Source organism: Allomuricauda sp. M10 (genome assembly GCF_020782875.1).
Lineage (GTDB): Bacteria > Bacteroidota > Bacteroidia > Flavobacteriales > Flavobacteriaceae > Flagellimonas.
Map to the genome: position 1 here is coordinate 82,243 of NZ_JAJGBN010000001.1, position 17,184 is coordinate 99,426.

Consider the following 17,184-nt stretch of genomic DNA (forward strand, 5'->3'; position numbering starts at 1 on the left):
GGCCGTTTTTTAATAGTTATCTTTTTGAAGATCATGAATTTTTATTAGTGTTCAGATAGTTGAACACTTTGATCAAATCGTCTTCATCCTTAAGATTAATATTTTGCTCTTTTAAATAATCCTTTAGGTCTTCTTCATTTGCATTTCCAAATGTTTTAACGAAGCGGCCTTTGTTGGTAGGTATCAACTGTGCAAATTTGGCCCCGTCCTTCATATAGTAAAACTCCACAAACTGGGAGAATTTGTTCGGGGTTGGCCTAACCATTGAATTTACTGGTTTGGTCCCTTCCGTGAACTTTACATTTTTCTTGAACAATAGGTTATAGTCCTTTCCTTCGTCAATAACATAGAAATAACCATTCTTTACAAGCTCATCTTTGTTTTCATAGGTCATCATACTAATTTCCTGACCGGTATTTTGATCGATGACCCTCAATTGTTTCATGGTAGCCAAAGAGGTTGGGGTTTCTTCCGGAAGTGATGAATCCTTGATTTCTATTTCATCATTGTATGCATTGTGCCTGTAATAAAGATTTCCTACCAGTTCATCTTTATAGTACACCTTGCAAGGTACAAAGTCATCATTTAAGTATGGTGAGCCTACGGTATTTAAGCTAGTGGCGCCTGTGTTAAGATTTTTTCTAAGTGCCGAAAAGAAGGCTCCACCTTGTCCTGATCCATTAAAGGTTTCAAGATTTGATCCTCCCATCCCAACCTGTCCATAGGATAATGTTGTAAAGGCAGAAAGAAGCAATAAAGTCGCGATGTGTTTCATAAAAGAATTTTTTGCAAAATATGAAAAATATTACGGTTTTGAAGTCTAGGTATGTTAATTTATAAATCCTTAATTATTAAAGGGTTCCTATACAATAGTGACAAAAAAAATACCACCCGATCGGGTGGTATTTAATTTTAATGTAAACCTATAGATTAATTGGCAGGCTCTATTTGGAAATTATAGGTTCCGAAGCCAACGAATGTCAAATCGATATTAACATAACCGGTGCAGGTGTTTATACTTCCAGATCCAACTACATCTACCATATATACGGTGCCGCCACCTGAAATGTAATGCCATGGTTCATTGGAGGCAACCTCTACAGTACCATCTTCATCAACAACTGTCACTCCAAAGTAGAAAGTGTCAGGATTTTCAATATATGGGTTGTTTGTTCCAAGGATTCTGAAGCTCAATGGATCGTTTGGATCTGGGATAACAGGTACCAAATCGCCTTCACCATAATCTTCCCATCCATCAACATTCACAACAAAGTCACCATCAAATAATGTTGAAGTGTCGGTAAGACCACATTTGAATGCAATGGAATAGAAGAAAGGTGATGAATAGTAACCACCTACGGCAGCAACGTCACCACTTACATCTCCTTTGGTATAAGACCTGCCATCCGTAGTGAACACTTCCCAAGATACTTCAAAGCTATCGGTACCTTCTATATCCGCTTGGTCAAGCCCTAATGCTGTAAGGGCTTCTCCATAGGTAAATGTAAAGGTGGTTTGTGGTTCACCAAATTGATTGTTGGTAAAGCTAGAGGCTGCAGCAGATCCAACAACTGCCGATCCAGATAGATCAGTCCCGCTTACAGTGTTGTCGGTTAGCGTAACGCTGTAATCAATGTGATCCAAAAGGGTGTTGTCTTCACCATCTTGATAAGCCAAGGTTAGAGAAACAGCAGAAGAAGTATCGTTCAAATCAATAACGGTTCCCTCAATGCTGATTATTCTGGTAAATGCGCCTTGCTCTACTTCGTCAAAGACCTTGTCAATGACTTTTTCTTCACTATCACATGCAGCTAAAGCTAAAATTAAGCTACATGCAATGGATTTTATTAATGTATTTTTCATAGTTCTCTTTTTAGTTTGAATAAGGGAATGATGGACCTGCTGGATTGGTATCCCAGAAAACCTGAACAGTCTGCGTAGCCTTCTGTGTAATGTTCGAATTGTTGTTCGCTGCATTTGAAGGATAGAAGAAAGATCTGATAAAGCTTCCTGGATCAGGCTCCAAGTTAGGTTGTAGGTTGCTTGGGTAGCCAGTTCTTCTGTAGAAGTTGTAGGCATCGATTCCGTTTCCGTAAAGGGCTACGAACATCTCTTGTCCCAAAACATTCCATCCACCGGTTGCATCTGCGTCAAAAGCGGCATCAATAGTATCGCTATGATCGGCAATTTCAGTAGTGGTTGGCTCATAGGTTTCTACGTCAGCACCAGAATCAAGAGCACCGAAAGGCAATACTTTAGATACTGATTTGCTCAAACCAGCCAATACAAAACTTTTGGCAGTACCTGGATTGTTGGCCAGCATAGCTACTTCTGCTCTCCAGAAGTCCACTGTTGAAGCCAGCAATACTGGAGTGATACCGGCACCACCACCACCTTCACCAAGTACGCGACCTTCGAAAGTGTTATCGTCAAAAGCTCCGCCAGCAGGGTAAACACCTACCAAAGATCTTAGGAATCCATCTGGTGGAATACCCTCGTCATTTCCATGGTCACGTCCCCAATATCCATTGGTCAAAGTACAGAAAGGGAAACCTGCATAATGGGCTGGAGCGGTTTGCAAAGAACATTCCAAAGTTTCCAAACTTGGCTCTGCACCATCAGAACCTGGTGTAAATTCATTCTGGCGATAGAAATAATAACGCATCCTTGGATCCGCTGTATCCATCATGTATTGCATCAAGCTATTGGAACGGTAACGTCCACCACCTGAAGTGGTATAGTCGGCACCGTAAGCGGGGTGACGTGTGTCAGGAGATACCTCGTTTGTACCCCAAGTAAACTGCATATCGTCAGCAACAGATTGAATGTAGTTGCCTCCACTGATGATGGCGTTAAACTTACTAACAGCATCGCTGGATGCCAATCTTTCGGTAATATAGATCTTAAGCTTTAAGGTGTTACAAGCTTTGATCCATTTGCTGGCATTTCCGTTGTAGAAGAAATCATTATCCGGAGCAACCCCACCGCTATTGAAAGCCGCAATCGCTTCATTCAATAAAACCTCTATATTGGCATAGATGTCTGCACCTGCATCAGGGCTAGGGTTAAAATTATCGGCACCATTGTTGGCCTCACTATAAGGTACATCACCCAAAAAGTCTACCAACATGGACATGGTATAAGCTTCCATGAACTTACCCATTCCAATATGGTAATTCAATTCGGCATCTTCAGCAAGTGCGTACATTGCATAGGTATCGGTCAAAATTTCGGTATAGGCATCTTCCCATCTGCCATCGAAACTTGATGGGCTGTAGGCCGTACGATACTGCCTAGATCCCATGTAATCTATACGGGTTACTTGGGAGCCAGTATAACCAAAACTTTCTACAATACGAATAAAGGTCTCTTGAATCCCATTCAACAGGAAGTTGGGATCAGCATTGTCTGTTGACAATGCGTTTGGATCCGTTCTCAAATCCAATTCTGTAGTTTCGCACGATTGGAACAAAACCATTCCGAATGCAAGTGCCAAACTCAATATTTTTACTATTTTTTTCATAACGAAGTTATATTATTTTATGTCCTTGATTAGAAAGTGGCTTTAACGCTTACACCATATCTCTTGGAGCTAGGTCCGTTCAACCAGTCAAAACCACGTCCGTTACCAACACCAAGACCAGCTACGTTAGGGTCAAAGTTTGCGCTCTTTGGTGTATTGAAGGCCTCATACCAAAGGTTGAAACCTGATACAGTGAAAGAAAGCGAACCAAATGGTGTCTTGTCCAAGAATTTCTTAGGTACAGAATAACCCAAGGAAACTTCTTGTAGTCTCAAAGCAGTAGCATCATATATATTCATTTCAGCTGGACCAAAAAGTACATTGCTGAAATAATATGCAGAGTTGTTGATCTGAACATTGTTAGGCTCCCCGCTGGTGTTTACACCTGGCAATACAAAAGAAGTCTCACGATCATCTGTGTCTGCAATAAGACCCCTACCTAACAAGGTAGCAACAGTTTGAGAGTAAATGTCGCCTCCGTGTACATAGTTGAACAAGAAGTTGAAGTTGAAACCTTTGTAGCTGAACGTATTGTTCACGTTCATAATGAAATCTGGGTTTGGATCACCAATAACAGGCAACCTGTCATTTTCATCCACTTCTTCAGAAATGTAGTTACCACTACTATCTGTCAAGAAGTTTCCATTCTCATCCCTGGCAACCCTACTACCTACGATCACACCCAATCTTTCGCCTTCGATAGCTGCGTTACCCAAGTTGGAATAACCAGAGTAAACGATCAAATCGGTATCTGCTCCCAAATCGGTAACCTCAGAGTAACCGGTGTTAAAGTTGGTATTCACGGACCAGTTAAGGCTTTCTCCTCTAAGAATGTCAAGGCCAAGGTCAATTTCAAGACCTTTACCTTTGATCTCCCCAACGTTGGTCTGAATAGAGGTACCACCTGTACTTGGATCCAAAGGTCTATTGATGATCAAATCTTTGGTAACCCTTTGGTAAGCGGATACATCTAGATTCACAAAGTTGAAAAAGCGTCCTTCCAAACCAACTTCAATTTCAGAATATTTTTCTGGTTTGATGTTAGGGTTGGCCACAGTGTTGGATACGGAGTTTGTTACTACATAACCACCATCATCGCTGATGAAATCTTGAGTATTGATACTTAAGTTAACAGATGTTGGGAATCCTTCGGCAAATCCAGCAGATTCTCCGTAACCACCTCTAAGTTTCAAGAAGTTTATACCACTTTGGCTTTGTAGACCGTCAATTGCAGAAGTTGGAACAAAAGAGAAACTTGCTCCTTTGTAGAACAATGATCTGTTGTCAACTGATTGGTTGGATACCCAATCGTTCCTACCGTTCAAGGTCAAATAAAGGAAGTTGTTATATCCAAAATCTACCTGGCCATAAAGACCTACGATGTTTTTGTAAGAAGTGTACTGGATTTCGTTCTGAAGGTCGAAGTTGAAGTGTCTCAACACGCCAAAAACGTTTTGTCCACTACTGAAAACACCTTGTCTGTCATAGTTGGTAGACCTTGTGGTTCCACCTACGTTGAATGTCATGTCCAATTTTTCAGTAAGGTCATAGTTACCGGTCAAAATCAAACTGTGATCCCAGATGGTATTGTTGTTATCCCAAGTAGCATAAATACCTGAAATGTATTGGGTAGATACCCCAACACCACCTTTGTCTTGTGCTTCTGTATTACGCTCGTTATATACGTCATAACCAAAGCGATACAAGATGTTCAAGTTTTCGGTAATGTCATATTGTAGAGACATGCTACCAAAAGCCCTGTTGGTCAACTGACGGGTTTTGGCGTGTTCCACGGTCCAAAGAGGGTGCTGAATGGAGTTGTTTTGTCTATAGTAAACACTTCCACCAGTAATTGGGTTTTCATAGGGAAGCCCCATCAAATCCACTGATCGTGGAGTAAAGAAGATGTTACTGAAAACGGAAGAACCATTACCCACAACTTGGTTACCATCTCCCAATGCAACAGGAGGTGATTTGAAATCGGTACGGGAGTAGTTCATGGTACCGGAAACGGTGAACTTGTTGCTAAGCATGGCACGACCACCAAGGCCTATTGTGTTTCTGTTCAAAGAGTTTCCTCTGGTAAATCCTTCATCTTCCAAATGTCCAAAAGTAGCGTTATAAGAAACTTTTCCATCATCTGAAGAACCACCTGCATTGATGGATATGTTAGCCACTGTACCTGTTTTGAAAAACTCCCCTACGGAATCGTATGGCTTCCATGCATATCTTCTTCCTTGATACTCAGGGAATGCGGCAGGAATTCCTGTTGCGTTACCTGCAGTTGAATAGGGGTGAAGAATGGTGCCATCTGACTGTAGGTCATATGTACTTGGGAAGTTGGCTGAATTTCCCCAACCTGCTCTACCTTCTTTTTCAAAGCTTGGTCCCCAGTTACTGAAGAACCATCCGAATGCTTGGTCAAAACCGTTACCATATTTCATGGTATATTCTGGCATTGAAGCAATTTCGTTGAAGAATATCGAAGAAGTAACGGTAATCTCTGATTTTTTTGGTTTTCCTCCGGCCGCACCGTTTTTAGTGGTAATCAAGATTACACCATTTTTACCGGCTTCACCGTAAAGAGTAGCTGCTGAAAGACCTTTAAGTACGTTAACTTCTGCAATACTGTTAGGGTCAAGGTCCAAGAACCTGGAAGAACCATTGTTACCGTCCTCAAAGCTACCTTGCGCGTTGGTATCACTACTAAAAGGCACACCGTCCACAATAAATAGCGGCTGGTTGTTTTGGCTGAACGATTGGTAACCGCGTATTACGATGTTCGTTGCTGAACCGGAAAGACCACTCTGTTGCGTAATGTTAACCCCAGAAGCCTTACCACTAAGAATCCTACCTACGTCACCTTCGGTCTTTTGCTCAAGCTGATCGGCGCCTACAGAAGACACTGCATAACCCAAAGCCTTTTTTTCACGCTTGATACCTTGTGCGGTTACAACAACCTCTTCAAGGGCTTGGGTATCTTCCACCATTTGCACATTGATGACAGTTGCTGCTCCAACAACGCGTGTGGATGGCTTTTGTCCTATGTAAGTGAAGAGAAGGGTCTGGCCTGCACTTGCACTGATCGCATAGTTACCATCAAAATCTGTTTGGGTACCGGTACTGGTCCCTTCAACGACAATATTGACTCCAGGTAGAGGGAGGCCATCGGCATCCGTAACAGTACCTGTAATCGTCTTGTCTTGTGCAAAGGATATATGCACAACAAACGCCAATAATAGCGTTAACAATCCATTAAGTTTTGTTCTCATTGTTAAATTATTTGAATTAGCTAGGGGCTAAAATCATAATTTCGTGTTAATAATCCAAACTAATTTTATAAAATCTTTAAGAGTCCCTCTCTAAATGCAATAAGTGCAAAATGTTTATGAATGATTGAAAACTCTTCAATTTGAAGGGGGGTGAATTGATCTTAATGCAAATAATCTTATGAATGCCCTGTAATTGCTGGGGGTGTAATTTTTAAGGTCTAAAAAACGCAGGCTTCATTCATAATTAATGGCTGTGGTTAAGTTAAAAAGTCCTTAAGCAAAAATTAACATAACAAAGAATCGGTGATGCGTACCTTAATATATTATACCAATGCGGTCGGTCTTTTTTATTTTCGGCTGTGGGATGGGGTGGTGAGATTGCAATTGGAGAGGATTTTTTGTTCGGTTTGTTGTTGGGATTTTGAGGTTGATGATGACCTTGTCTTTTGGTTTCCTCCTGTCATTAGGAACTTTTTTTCCGGTCAAGGGCAAAATTAATTCCCTTCCATTTGAATTATTCCGAAATATCACTACATTTGCAGCCCTCAAAATGAGGGTTATTCAGTTTTTAAAAGAAATTTAATGCCAACAATTTCACAATTAGTACGAAAAGGAAGGGCCACGATTACCAAGAAGAGTAAATCGGCTGCTTTGGATTCGTGTCCTCAAAGAAGAGGGGTTTGTACGCGTGTGTACACCACTACACCGAAGAAACCAAACTCTGCAATGCGTAAAGTTGCCAGGGTAAGGTTGACCAACGGTAAAGAGGTGAACGCTTACATCCCTGGTGAAGGACACAACCTTCAAGAGCACTCGATAGTATTGGTAAGGGGCGGAAGAGTAAAGGATTTGCCTGGTGTTCGATACCATATCGTTCGCGGTGCGTTGGATACTGCCGGTGTTGCCGGAAGAACACAGCGTCGTTCAAAATATGGTGCTAAGCGTCCTAAAAAGTAATCAACTTTAAGAAGAAGCGATGAGAAAAAAGCAGGCAAAGAAAAGACCATTATTACCAGACCCAAGATTTAACGATCAACTTGTTACACGTTTCGTGAACATGATGATGTGGGATGGTAAAAAGTCAATTGCATTCAAGATTTTCTACGATGCAATCGATATTGTTGACCAGAAAAAGACAGACGAGGAAAAAACAGCCTTGGAATTGTGGAAAGATGCCCTTTCCAATGTAATGCCACACGTAGAAGTAAGAAGTAGAAGGGTTGGTGGTGCTACATTCCAGATTCCAATGCAGATCCGTCCGGACAGAAAGATATCCACTGCCATGAAATGGTTGATCAGTTACTCCAGAAAACGTAACGAGAAATCCATGGCCCAAAAGTTGGCTTCCGAAATCTTGGCTGCTGCCAAAGAAGAAGGTGCTGCCGTGAAGAAGAGGGTAGATACCCACAAAATGGCTGAGGCCAACAAAGCATTCTCACACTTTAGATTCTAATCAGAAATGTCAAGAGATTTAAAATACACAAGGAATATAGGTATTGCAGCACACATCGATGCTGGAAAAACAACTACTACTGAGCGTATTCTTTTCTATACAGGTGTGAGCCACAAAATTGGTGAGGTGCACGATGGTGCTGCCACTATGGACTGGATGGAGCAAGAGCAGGAGCGTGGTATTACCATTACTTCAGCGGCTACTACATGTTCTTGGCAGTTTCCAACAGAGCAAGGGAAACCAACTGAAGATGCAAAATCATACCACTTTAATATTATCGATACTCCCGGACACGTGGACTTTACCGTTGAGGTAAACCGTTCTTTGCGTGTATTGGACGGTTTGGTGTTCTTGTTCAGTGCCGTTGACGGTGTTGAGCCACAATCTGAAACCAACTGGAGGTTGGCCGATAACTATAAAGTGCCACGTATCGGTTTCGTGAACAAAATGGACCGTCAAGGATCTAACTTCTTGAACGTGTGTAAGCAAGTTCGCGAAATGTTGGGATCTAACTCTGTGCCAATTGTATTGCCAATTGGTGACGAAGCTGATTTCAAAGGTATCGTTGACCTAGTGAAGAACAGAGCTATTGTATGGCATGATGACAACTTCGGATCTACTTTTGATGTTGTTGAGATTCCTGCCGATATGGAAGCTGAAGTAAGGGAATATAGAGCTGCTTTGATCGAAGCAGTGGCAGAATATGATGAGGCTTTGATGGAAAAATTCTTCGAAGATGAAGATTCCATCTCTGAGAATGAAATCCACGCCGCACTTCGTGCAGCTGTGATGGATAGGGCCATTATCCCAATGATCTGTGGTTCTTCCTTCAAAAACAAAGGGGTTCAATTCCTATTGGATGCTGTTTGCCGTTACTTGCCTTCTCCAATGGATAAAGAGGCTATTATCGGTATTAACCCTGATACTGAAAAAGAAGAAAGAAGAAAACCAGATCCAAAAGAGCCTTTTGCTGCATTGGCATTTAAGATCGCTACCGATCCTTTCGTAGGTCGTTTGGCATTCTTCAGGGCTTATTCTGGTCACTTGGATGCAGGTTCATATATCTTGAACAACCGTTCCGGTAACAAAGAGCGTATCTCCCGTATCTACCAAATGCACGCCAACAAACAAAATGCCATCGAGTTCATCGAGGCTGGTGATATTGGTGCTGCTGTTGGATTCAAGGATATCAAAACTGGTGATACCCTTTCCGATGAAAAACACCCAATTGTTTTGGAGTCCATGCAATTCCCTGATCCTGTGATCGGTATTGCTGTTGAGCCTAAAACCAAGGCGGATGTTGATAAAATGGGTATGGCTTTGGCTAAATTGGCCGAAGAAGATCCAACCTTCCAGGTTAAAACCGATGAAGCTTCTGGTCAGACCATTATTTCTGGCATGGGTGAGCTTCACTTGGACATCATCGTAGATCGTTTGAGACGTGAGTTCAAGGTTGAGGTAAACCAAGGTAAACCTCAGGTTGAGTACAAAGAGGCTCTTACTGCCAAGGCAAACCACAGAGAGGTCTACAAGAAACAAACCGGTGGTCGTGGTAAATTTGCGGATATCGTATTCGCTATGGAACCAGCTGCTGAAGGTAAAGTTGGATTGGAGTTTGCTAACGAGATCAAAGGAGGTAACATTCCTAAAGAATATGTTCCATCAGTAGAAAAAGGATTCAGGGAAGCCATGAAAAATGGACCTTTGGCCGGATTTGAGATGGATAGTATGAAAATTACCCTTATCGATGGATCTTTCCACCCTGTGGATTCTGATTCCTTGTCCTTCGAATTGGCCGCTAAATTGGGTTACAAGTCTGCTGCCAAAGCTGCTAAAGCGGTGTTGATGGAACCGATCATGAAATTGGAGGTTCTTACACCAGAGGAGAACATGGGTGATATCGTAGGTGACTTGAACCGTAGAAGGGGACAAGTGAACAACATGGACGATAGGGCCGGTGCAAAAGTTATCAAAGCTGAAGTACCACTTTCTGAAATGTTCGGATATGTAACTTCCTTGAGGACCTTGTCTTCAGGTAGGGCTACATCCACTATGGAATTTTCACACTATGCCGAGACCCCTTCCAACATTGCAGAGGAAGTGATCAAGGCAGCTAAAGGAGTAACAGCATAATTATCAGCAAGATGAGTCAAAAAATTAGAATTAAATTGAAGTCTTACGATCACAATTTGGTGGACAAATCTGCTGAGAAGATCGTGAAAACAGTGAAAACCACTGGTGCGGTGGTAACGGGACCTATTCCATTGCCAACAAACAAAAAGATATTTACGGTTTTGCGTTCACCCCACGTGAACAAAAAATCTAGGGAGCAGTTCGAATTGAGCTCTTACAAGAGACTTTTGGACATTTACAGCTCTTCATCAAAAACCATTGACGCCCTTATGAAGCTTGAGCTTCCTAGTGGAGTTGAGGTTGAGATCAAGGTCTGATAAATTTTAAGTGTTGAGTTTTAGGTCGTGAAATCCTTGTAGCTTTCAACTTAACACTTAAAACTTACAAAGAACATGTCCCTGACGATGGTCTGGGAAAAACGGAGAAAGAAAAAAATCTGGGTCAGAGCAGAATTCTTTTCTTGACCCAATTTTTTTGCCACGTAGTTGGCGCAACTAAAAAGAGTAATCAATTAATAATTAATAAATATGTCTGGGTTAATAGGAAGAAAAATCGGCATGACCAGCATTTTTGACGAGAATGGAAAAAACGTTCCATGTACCGTTATTGAAGCTGGACCATGTGTGGTTACCCAAGTCAGAACCGAAGAGGTTGACGGGTACAAAGCCCTTCAACTTGGTTTCGATGACAAGGCAGAAAGACATGCTAACAAGGCCGAAGTAGGTCACTTTAAGAAAGCAGGTACTTCTACTAAAAAACAAGTCATTGAATTCCAAGGATTTGAAGGAGAATACAAATTGGGAGACACTGTAGGTGTTGACATTTTTCTTGAAGGAGAATTTGTTGACGTGGTAGGAACATCAAAAGGAAAAGGTTTCCAAGGTGTTGTTAAACGTCACGGTTTTGGTGGTGTTGGTCAATCTACCCACGGTCAGCACAACAGGTTAAGAGCTCCAGGTTCCATTGGTGCCGCTTCTTACCCTGCCAAAGTTTTTAAAGGAATGAAAATGGCCGGTAGAATGGGTGGTGACAGAGTGACCGTGCAAAACTTAAGAGTATTGAAAGTGGTTCCAGAAAAGAACATCTTGGTTGTTAAAGGATGTGTGCCTGGTCACAAAAATGCATACGTAACTATTCAAAGGTGGCAATAATGAAGGTAGCAGTATTAGATATCACAGGAAAAGAGACCGGAAGAAAGGTAGAGCTTTCTGATGAGGTTTTCGCCATTGAGCCTAACAACCATGCCATTTATTTGGATGTTAAGCAATATTTGGCCCACCAAAGACAAGGAACCCACAAAGCAAAGGAAAGAGGAGAGATCTCCGGAAGTACCAGAAAGCTTAAAAAGCAAAAAGGTACAGGTACCGCTAGGGCTGGTAGCATCAAGTCTCCAGTGTTTAGAGGTGGTGGTCGCGTGTTCGGTCCAAGGCCAAAGGATTATTCCCAAAAATTGAACAAGAACCTTAAGCGTTTGGCCAGAAAATCTGCGTTGAGCCTTAAGTCTAAAGAGAACGCTTTGGTAGTGGTTGAGGATTTCAATTTTGAAGCTCCAAAGACCAAGCAATTCGTTAGTTTCTTGACTTCATTGGGATTAGAAAATAAAAAGTCTCTTATTGTGTTGGGCGATACAAATAATAACGTATATTTGTCGTCGCGTAATTTGGAGCGTTCCGAAGTTGTAACTGGTTCAGAATTAAACACTTACAAAATTGTTCACGCGAACAGTGTAGTGCTTACTGAAAGTGCTTTGGAAGGAATTGAATCGAATCTAAAGAAATAAGAAAATCATGAGTGTGTTGATAAAACCGATCATTACGGAAAAAATGACCGCTGACAGCGAGCTGCACAATCGCTATGGTTTCTTTGTTGACCCAAAGGCCAACAAGTTGGAAATCAAGGCTGCGGTAGAGGCTACTTATGGTGTTTCTGTGGAAAAAGTTCGAACCATGAACTATGGTCCAACGCGTAAGAGTCGCTATACAAAAACCGGAATCCAACATGGAAAAACGAATGCTTTGAAAAAAGCGATCGTTGATGTTGCCGAAGGTGATATTATTGATTTTTACAATAATCTATAAAGACGAGAGATGTCAGTTAGAAAATTAAAACCGATAACCCCTGGTCAGCGTTTTAGAGTAGTAAACGGATTTGACGCGATTACTACTGATAAGCCGGAGAAAAGCTTGCTTGCTCCGTTAAAAAGAACAGGTGGTAGGAACAGTCAAGGTAAAATGACCATGCGCCATATTGGTGGTGGGCATAAAAGAAGATATCGTATTATCGATTTCAAAAGGGATAAACAAGGAGTGGATGCCACCGTGCAGTCTATCCAGTACGATCCCAACAGAACTGCATTTATTGCCTTGGTAGAGTACGCAGATGGCGAAAAAAGATATGTGATCGCCCAAAACGGATTGCAAGTGGGTCAAGCCATTCAATCCGGAACAGGATCAGCCCCTGAAATTGGAAATGCACTTCCATTGGGCGAGATTCCATTGGGTACCATTATTTCATGTATCGAATTGAGACCTGGTCAAGGTGCCGTTATGGCCCGTAGTGCCGGTACATTTGCCCAGTTGATGGCAAAGGACGGTAAGTTCGTTACCATTAAATTGCCTTCTGGTGAAACCCGTATGGTATTGGCCACTTGTTTGGCTACCGTAGGAGCCGTTTCCAACTCCGACCACCAATTGTTGGTATCTGGTAAAGCAGGTAGAAGCAGATGGTTGGGCAGAAGACCAAGAACTAGGCCAGTGGCCATGAACCCTGTGGATCACCCAATGGGTGGTGGTGAAGGTAGGGCTTCAGGAGGTCACCCAAGATCTAGAAAAGGTATTCCGGCTAAAGGTTACAGGACCCGTTCCAAGACCAAGGACACCAACAGGTACATCGTAGAACGTAGAAAGAAATAAAAGAAAAAGTAAATGGCACGTTCGTTAAAAAAAGGACCATTCGTTCATAATAGTCTGGAGAAAAAAGTCCAGACCAATATAGAGACAGGAAAGAAGACAGTTATCAAAACGTGGTCAAGAGCCTCTATGATAACCCCAGACTTTGTGGGACAGACCATCGCAGTGCACAACGGAAAACAATTTGTTCCCGTTTATGTAACTGAAAACATGGTAGGACACAAACTTGGAGAATTTTCACCAACACGATCTTTTAGAGGTCATGCTGGAGCTAAAAACAAAGGTAAAAAGTAAGTAAGCAATGGGAGTTCGTAAAAGACAAATGGCCGAAAGGTTAAAGGAAGAGAAAAAGCAACTTGCTATCGCAAAGCTTAACAATTGCCCAACATCTCCAAGAAAGATGCGTTTGGTGGCAGATTTGGTAAGAGGAAAACAAATAGAGATGGCCTTGGCCATCCTAAGGTTCAACCCTAAGGAAGCCTCTAGAAAGTTGGAAAAACTTTTGCTATCCGCCATCGCCAACTGGGAAGCTAAAAATGAGGACGCCAGTATCGAGGATGCTGATCTTTACATCAAGGAAATCCGTGTAGACGGTGGAACGATGTTGAAGAGATTGAGACCAGCTCCACAAGGTAGGGCCCACAGAATCAGAAAACGTTCCAATCATGTTACCATGATCTTGGAGTCCAATAACAACGTTCAAAGCTAGAAGAAGAATATGGGACAAAAGACCAATCCAATAGGAAATCGCTTAGGAATTATCAGAGGATGGGAATCCAACTGGTACGGAGGAAACGATTACGGCGATAAGCTGGCTGAAGACGATAAGATCAGAAAATATGTCCATGCCCGTTTGGCCAAGGCCAGCGTGTCAAGGGTAATTATCGAGAGAACCTTGAAATTGATCACCATCACCATTACCACGGCCCGTCCAGGTATCATTATCGGTAAAGGTGGACAAGAGGTTGATAAACTTAAGGAAGAGCTTAAGAAGATCACCAACAAAGAGGTTCAGATCAATATTCACGAAATCAAGAGACCTGAATTGGATGCCAATTTGGTAGCTGCCAGTATCGCAAGACAGATCGAGAGCAGGATTTCATACAGAAGAGCCATCAAAATGGCCATTGCAGCTGCAATGCGTATGAATGCCGAAGGGATCAAAGTTCAGATTTCAGGACGTTTGAACGGTGCTGAGATGGCTCGTTCAGAATCTTACAAAGAAGGAAGGATTCCATTGTCTACTTTCCGTGCCGATGTAGATTATTCTTTGCAAGAAGCTCACACTACCTATGGTAGGTTGGGTGTAAAGGTTTGGATCATGAAGGGCGAAGTTTATGGAAAAAGAGAACTTTCCCCATTGGTAGGATTGAGCAAGAGTCAACCAGGAAAAGGCGGTAAACCAGATGGTGGTAAAAAACCACGCCGTAGAAAGTAATAAGATAAAGTAAGGTAAGATGTTACAGCCAAAAAGAACAAAATTTCGTAAGGCCCAGAAAGGGCGTATGAAGGGAATCTCTCAAAGAGGGCACCAGCTTTCCAACGGAATGTTCGGTATCAAGTCCTTGGATTCAGAATTCATCACCGCCCGTCAGATTGAGGCTGCACGTATCGCTGCGACAAGGTACATGAAGAGACAAGGTCAATTGTGGATCAAGATATTCCCGGACAAGCCCATCACCAAAAAACCTCTTGAGGTTCGTATGGGTAAAGGTAAGGGAGCACCAGAATATTGGGTAGCCATTGTAAAACCTGGAAGGATCATGTTCGAGGTGGCCGGGGTTCCCCTAGATGTTGCCAAGGAAGCCTTGAGGCTTGCTGCACAAAAGTTGCCTGTTAAGACCAAGTTTGTTGTAGCTAGGGATTATTCCGCCTAATTTTTAATTGAGAAGAAGAAAGATGAGACAATCAGAAATAAAAGAACTTTCAATTGAAGAGCTAAAGGAGAAATTGGCCGAGTTCAAAAAACAACACGCCGATCTTAAAATGGCTCACGCCGTTACTCCTTTGGAAAATCCTTTACAGATCAGAAAGACCAGAAGGACGGTGGCAAGACTTGCAACTGAATTAACTAAAAGGGAATTACAATAATTGGTTCTGCCTTATGGAAAACAGAAATTTAAGAAAAGAAAGAATAGGCGTTGTTACCAGCAACAAAATGGAGAAATCAATTGTGGTTTCTGAGGTAAAACGAGTTAAACACCCTATGTACGGTAAATTCGTTTTGAAGACCAAGAAGTATGTAGCCCACGATGAGAAGAACGATTGCAACGAAGGTGACACCGTTAAAATAATGGAAACCAGACCTATGAGCAAAACAAAATGCTGGAGGTTGGTAGAAATCCTAGAAAGAGCTAAATAATTATGGTACAGCAAGAATCAAGATTAAAGGTTGCGGACAATACCGGTGCAAAAGAAGTTTTGACCATCCGCGTACTGGGAGGTACAAAGAGAAGATATGCTTCCCTAGGTGACAAGATTGTTGTATCCGTTAAGGAGGCAACTCCAAACGGTACCGTGAAGAAAGGTTCTGTTTCCACAGCTGTTGTGGTTAGGACGAAAAAGGAAGTAAGAAGACCTGATGGATCTTACATCCGTTTCGACGACAACGCCTGTGTATTGTTGAACGCTGCTGGTGAGATGAGAGGTACCCGTGTATTCGGACCTGTTGCAAGGGAGTTGAGGGACAGACAGTTCATGAAGATTGTTTCATTGGCGCCAGAAGTGCTATAAAAGAATTATCAGAGAGATGAAGTTGAAAATCAAAACAGGGGATACGGTCAAGGTCATTGCGGGAGACCACAAGGGCAGTGAAGGCAAAGTACTTCAGGTAGACCGTGAAAAGAACAAAGCTATCGTGGAAGGCATCAACGTGGTGTCCAAACACGAAAAGCCAAGTGCTAAGAATCCTCAAGGAGGCATAATCAAAAAGGAGGCACCTATCCAAATCTCCAACCTAGCATTGATCGATCCAAAATCTGGAGAGGCAACCCGCGTTGGGTACGAAGTAAGGGATGGTAAGAAAGTTAGGGTTTCCAAAAAATCCAATGAAGTAATTTAGTCATGAGCTACATTCCAAGATTAAAACAAGAATATAAGGAGCGTGTGATCAAGGCTCTTACCGATGAGTTTGGGTACAAGAACGTAATGCAGGTACCTAAGTTGCAAAAGATCGTAGTAAGCCGTGGTGTTGGTGCAGCTGTATCAGACAAAAAGCTTATCGATCACGCTGTTGACGAGTTGACATTGATCACTGGTCAGAAAGCAGTGGCCACCCTTTCCAAAAAGGACGTTGCTACCTTTAAATTGAGAAAAGGTATGCCCATCGGTGCCAAAGTAACCTTGAGAGGTGAGCGTATGTACGAATTTTTGGATAGATTGATTACCTCTGCCCTTCCAAGGGTACGTGATTTCCAAGGAGTAAAAGCTACCGGTTTTGACGGTAGGGGTAACTACAACTTGGGTATCACCGAGCAGATCATCTTTCCTGAGATCAATATTGACAGGATCAACAGGATCAACGGTATGGACATTACCTTTGTTACCTCCGCTGAGACTGATAAAGAAGCAAAATCATTGTTAACCGAATTGGGAGTACCCTTTAAAAAGAACTAGTATGGCCAAGGAATCAATGAAAGCCCGTGAGAGAAAAAGGGCGAAAATGGTTGCAAAATATGCCGAGAAAAGAAAGGCCCTAAAAGAGGCCGGTGATTACGAGGCACTTCAAAAGCTTCCAAAAAACGCATCTCCGGTACGTCAGCGCAACCGTTGCAAATTGACCGGAAGACCAAGAGGTTACATGAGGACCTTCGGTATATCAAGGGTTACTTTTAGGGAAATGGCCAACCAAGGTCTAATCCCAGGAGTTAAAAAGGCAAGTTGGTAATTTAGATA

22 protein-coding genes are annotated in these 17,184 nt (G+C 42.2%); 18 read left to right on the top strand and 4 right to left on the bottom strand.

The genetic code is table 11. The annotated features are described in order from the left end of the window. Positions 1-31: 31 nt before the first annotated feature. From LKX84_RS00410 to LKX84_RS00425, 4 genes are all read right to left on the bottom strand, one after another. Entirely contained in the window at positions 32-775 is a 744-nt protein-coding gene (locus LKX84_RS00410; protein WP_228234933.1) for a hypothetical protein, read from the bottom strand. Positions 776-930: 155 nt separating this feature from the next. After that, positions 931-1,863: a hypothetical protein gene (locus LKX84_RS00415; protein ID WP_228234935.1), complete on the bottom strand. Its 933-nt coding sequence runs from the start codon at positions 1,861-1,863 to the stop codon at positions 931-933. Between the two features lie 10 nt (positions 1,864-1,873). Next, on the bottom strand, positions 1,874-3,523 hold the full coding sequence (locus LKX84_RS00420; protein WP_228234937.1) for a SusD/RagB family nutrient-binding outer membrane lipoprotein: 1,650 nt from the start codon (positions 3,521-3,523) through the stop codon (positions 1,874-1,876). Positions 3,524-3,552: 29 nt separating this feature from the next. After that, positions 3,553-6,795, bottom strand: coding sequence for a SusC/RagA family TonB-linked outer membrane protein (locus tag LKX84_RS00425; protein ID WP_228234939.1), 3,243 nt, complete (start codon positions 6,793-6,795; stop codon positions 3,553-3,555). A gap of 582 nt (positions 6,796-7,377) precedes the next feature. On the opposite strand from LKX84_RS00425, the gene rpsL reads away from it, so the two are divergent. From rpsL to rpsN, 18 genes are all read left to right on the top strand, one after another. Beyond that, positions 7,378-7,752 (top strand): 30S ribosomal protein S12, encoded by a 375-nt coding sequence (gene rpsL, locus LKX84_RS00430; protein WP_013305196.1) that lies wholly within the window; start codon positions 7,378-7,380, stop codon positions 7,750-7,752. A gap of 19 nt (positions 7,753-7,771) precedes the next feature. Then, entirely contained in the window at positions 7,772-8,248 is a 477-nt protein-coding gene (rpsG, locus tag LKX84_RS00435) for a 30S ribosomal protein S7 (protein WP_163635147.1), read from the top strand. Positions 8,249-8,254: 6 nt separating this feature from the next. After that, on the top strand, positions 8,255-10,381 hold the full coding sequence (fusA, locus tag LKX84_RS00440; RefSeq protein WP_228234941.1) for an elongation factor G: 2,127 nt from the start codon (positions 8,255-8,257) through the stop codon (positions 10,379-10,381). 11 nt (positions 10,382-10,392) lie between these two features. Next, the gene (rpsJ, locus tag LKX84_RS00445) at positions 10,393-10,698 is read left to right on the top strand and encodes a 30S ribosomal protein S10 (protein WP_010519396.1); all 306 of its coding nucleotides are present in this window, start codon (positions 10,393-10,395) and stop codon (positions 10,696-10,698) included. Between the two features lie 210 nt (positions 10,699-10,908). Beyond that, entirely contained in the window at positions 10,909-11,532 is a 624-nt protein-coding gene (gene rplC, locus LKX84_RS00450; protein ID WP_228234943.1) for a 50S ribosomal protein L3, read from the top strand. Next, positions 11,532-12,161 (top strand): 50S ribosomal protein L4, encoded by a 630-nt coding sequence (gene rplD / locus LKX84_RS00455; protein ID WP_228234945.1) that lies wholly within the window; start codon positions 11,532-11,534, stop codon positions 12,159-12,161. The genes rplC and rplD overlap by 1 nt, the downstream gene beginning before the upstream one ends. Positions 12,162-12,168: 7 nt before the next feature. Continuing rightward, positions 12,169-12,459 carry a 50S ribosomal protein L23 gene (gene rplW, locus LKX84_RS00460; RefSeq protein WP_163635143.1) on the top strand — a complete coding sequence of 97 codons (291 nt, stop codon included), beginning with the start codon at positions 12,169-12,171 and terminating at the stop codon, positions 12,457-12,459. A 9-nt stretch (positions 12,460-12,468) separates the two neighbouring features. Continuing rightward, entirely contained in the window at positions 12,469-13,293 is an 825-nt protein-coding gene (gene rplB, locus LKX84_RS00465) for a 50S ribosomal protein L2 (protein WP_163635142.1), read from the top strand. A 12-nt stretch (positions 13,294-13,305) separates the two neighbouring features. Next, positions 13,306-13,584: a 30S ribosomal protein S19 gene (gene rpsS / locus LKX84_RS00470; protein WP_119645971.1), complete on the top strand. Its 279-nt coding sequence runs from the start codon at positions 13,306-13,308 to the stop codon at positions 13,582-13,584. 7 nt (positions 13,585-13,591) lie between these two features. After that, positions 13,592-13,999, top strand: coding sequence for a 50S ribosomal protein L22 (gene rplV / locus LKX84_RS00475; RefSeq protein ID WP_073181014.1), 408 nt, complete (start codon positions 13,592-13,594; stop codon positions 13,997-13,999). Positions 14,000-14,008: 9 nt separating this feature from the next. Next, the gene (gene rpsC / locus LKX84_RS00480; RefSeq protein ID WP_228234948.1) at positions 14,009-14,728 is read left to right on the top strand and encodes a 30S ribosomal protein S3; all 720 of its coding nucleotides are present in this window, start codon (positions 14,009-14,011) and stop codon (positions 14,726-14,728) included. A gap of 19 nt (positions 14,729-14,747) precedes the next feature. After that, complete coding sequence (gene rplP / locus LKX84_RS00485; protein WP_163635139.1) at positions 14,748-15,167, top strand: 50S ribosomal protein L16; 420 nt, start codon at positions 14,748-14,750, stop codon at positions 15,165-15,167. A gap of 22 nt (positions 15,168-15,189) precedes the next feature. After that, on the top strand, positions 15,190-15,381 hold the full coding sequence (gene rpmC / locus LKX84_RS00490) for a 50S ribosomal protein L29 (RefSeq protein WP_127023936.1): 192 nt from the start codon (positions 15,190-15,192) through the stop codon (positions 15,379-15,381). Between the two features lie 13 nt (positions 15,382-15,394). Beyond that, the gene (gene rpsQ, locus LKX84_RS00495) at positions 15,395-15,652 is read left to right on the top strand and encodes a 30S ribosomal protein S17 (RefSeq protein ID WP_119639413.1); all 258 of its coding nucleotides are present in this window, start codon (positions 15,395-15,397) and stop codon (positions 15,650-15,652) included. A gap of 2 nt (positions 15,653-15,654) precedes the next feature. Next, positions 15,655-16,023: a 50S ribosomal protein L14 gene (gene rplN / locus LKX84_RS00500; protein ID WP_072881245.1), complete on the top strand. Its 369-nt coding sequence runs from the start codon at positions 15,655-15,657 to the stop codon at positions 16,021-16,023. A gap of 16 nt (positions 16,024-16,039) precedes the next feature. Beyond that, a complete protein-coding gene (gene rplX, locus LKX84_RS00505; RefSeq protein WP_119639414.1) occupies positions 16,040-16,351 on the top strand; it encodes a 50S ribosomal protein L24 in 312 nt (103 codons plus the stop codon). 2 nt (positions 16,352-16,353) lie between these two features. Beyond that, entirely contained in the window at positions 16,354-16,905 is a 552-nt protein-coding gene (gene rplE, locus LKX84_RS00510) for a 50S ribosomal protein L5 (protein WP_228234950.1), read from the top strand. Position 16,906: 1 nt separating this feature from the next. Then, complete coding sequence (gene rpsN / locus LKX84_RS00515) at positions 16,907-17,176, top strand: 30S ribosomal protein S14 (protein WP_228234951.1); 270 nt, start codon at positions 16,907-16,909, stop codon at positions 17,174-17,176. Positions 17,177-17,184 lie beyond the last annotated feature (8 nt).

Coding starts and splice junctions, on each gene's coding strand:
- LKX84_RS00410 (WP_228234933.1), bottom strand. CDS start 775: ATGAAACACATCGCGACTTTATTGCTTCTTTCTGCCTTTACAACATTA.
- LKX84_RS00415 (WP_228234935.1), bottom strand. CDS start 1,863: ATGAAAAATACATTAATAAAATCCATTGCATGTAGCTTAATTTTAGCT.
- LKX84_RS00420 (WP_228234937.1), bottom strand. CDS start 3,523: ATGAAAAAAATAGTAAAAATATTGAGTTTGGCACTTGCATTCGGAATG.
- LKX84_RS00425 (WP_228234939.1), bottom strand. CDS start 6,795: ATGAGAACAAAACTTAATGGATTGTTAACGCTATTATTGGCGTTTGTT.
- rpsL (WP_013305196.1), top strand. CDS start 7,378: ATGCCAACAATTTCACAATTAGTACGAAAAGGAAGGGCCACGATTACC.
- rpsG (WP_163635147.1), top strand. CDS start 7,772: ATGAGAAAAAAGCAGGCAAAGAAAAGACCATTATTACCAGACCCAAGA.
- fusA (WP_228234941.1), top strand. CDS start 8,255: ATGTCAAGAGATTTAAAATACACAAGGAATATAGGTATTGCAGCACAC.
- rpsJ (WP_010519396.1), top strand. CDS start 10,393: ATGAGTCAAAAAATTAGAATTAAATTGAAGTCTTACGATCACAATTTG.
- rplC (WP_228234943.1), top strand. CDS start 10,909: ATGTCTGGGTTAATAGGAAGAAAAATCGGCATGACCAGCATTTTTGAC.
- rplD (WP_228234945.1), top strand. CDS start 11,532: ATGAAGGTAGCAGTATTAGATATCACAGGAAAAGAGACCGGAAGAAAG.
- rplW (WP_163635143.1), top strand. CDS start 12,169: ATGAGTGTGTTGATAAAACCGATCATTACGGAAAAAATGACCGCTGAC.
- rplB (WP_163635142.1), top strand. CDS start 12,469: ATGTCAGTTAGAAAATTAAAACCGATAACCCCTGGTCAGCGTTTTAGA.
- rpsS (WP_119645971.1), top strand. CDS start 13,306: ATGGCACGTTCGTTAAAAAAAGGACCATTCGTTCATAATAGTCTGGAG.
- rplV (WP_073181014.1), top strand. CDS start 13,592: ATGGGAGTTCGTAAAAGACAAATGGCCGAAAGGTTAAAGGAAGAGAAA.
- rpsC (WP_228234948.1), top strand. CDS start 14,009: ATGGGACAAAAGACCAATCCAATAGGAAATCGCTTAGGAATTATCAGA.
- rplP (WP_163635139.1), top strand. CDS start 14,748: ATGTTACAGCCAAAAAGAACAAAATTTCGTAAGGCCCAGAAAGGGCGT.
- rpmC (WP_127023936.1), top strand. CDS start 15,190: ATGAGACAATCAGAAATAAAAGAACTTTCAATTGAAGAGCTAAAGGAG.
- rpsQ (WP_119639413.1), top strand. CDS start 15,395: ATGGAAAACAGAAATTTAAGAAAAGAAAGAATAGGCGTTGTTACCAGC.
- rplN (WP_072881245.1), top strand. CDS start 15,655: ATGGTACAGCAAGAATCAAGATTAAAGGTTGCGGACAATACCGGTGCA.
- rplX (WP_119639414.1), top strand. CDS start 16,040: ATGAAGTTGAAAATCAAAACAGGGGATACGGTCAAGGTCATTGCGGGA.
- rplE (WP_228234950.1), top strand. CDS start 16,354: ATGAGCTACATTCCAAGATTAAAACAAGAATATAAGGAGCGTGTGATC.
- rpsN (WP_228234951.1), top strand. CDS start 16,907: ATGGCCAAGGAATCAATGAAAGCCCGTGAGAGAAAAAGGGCGAAAATG.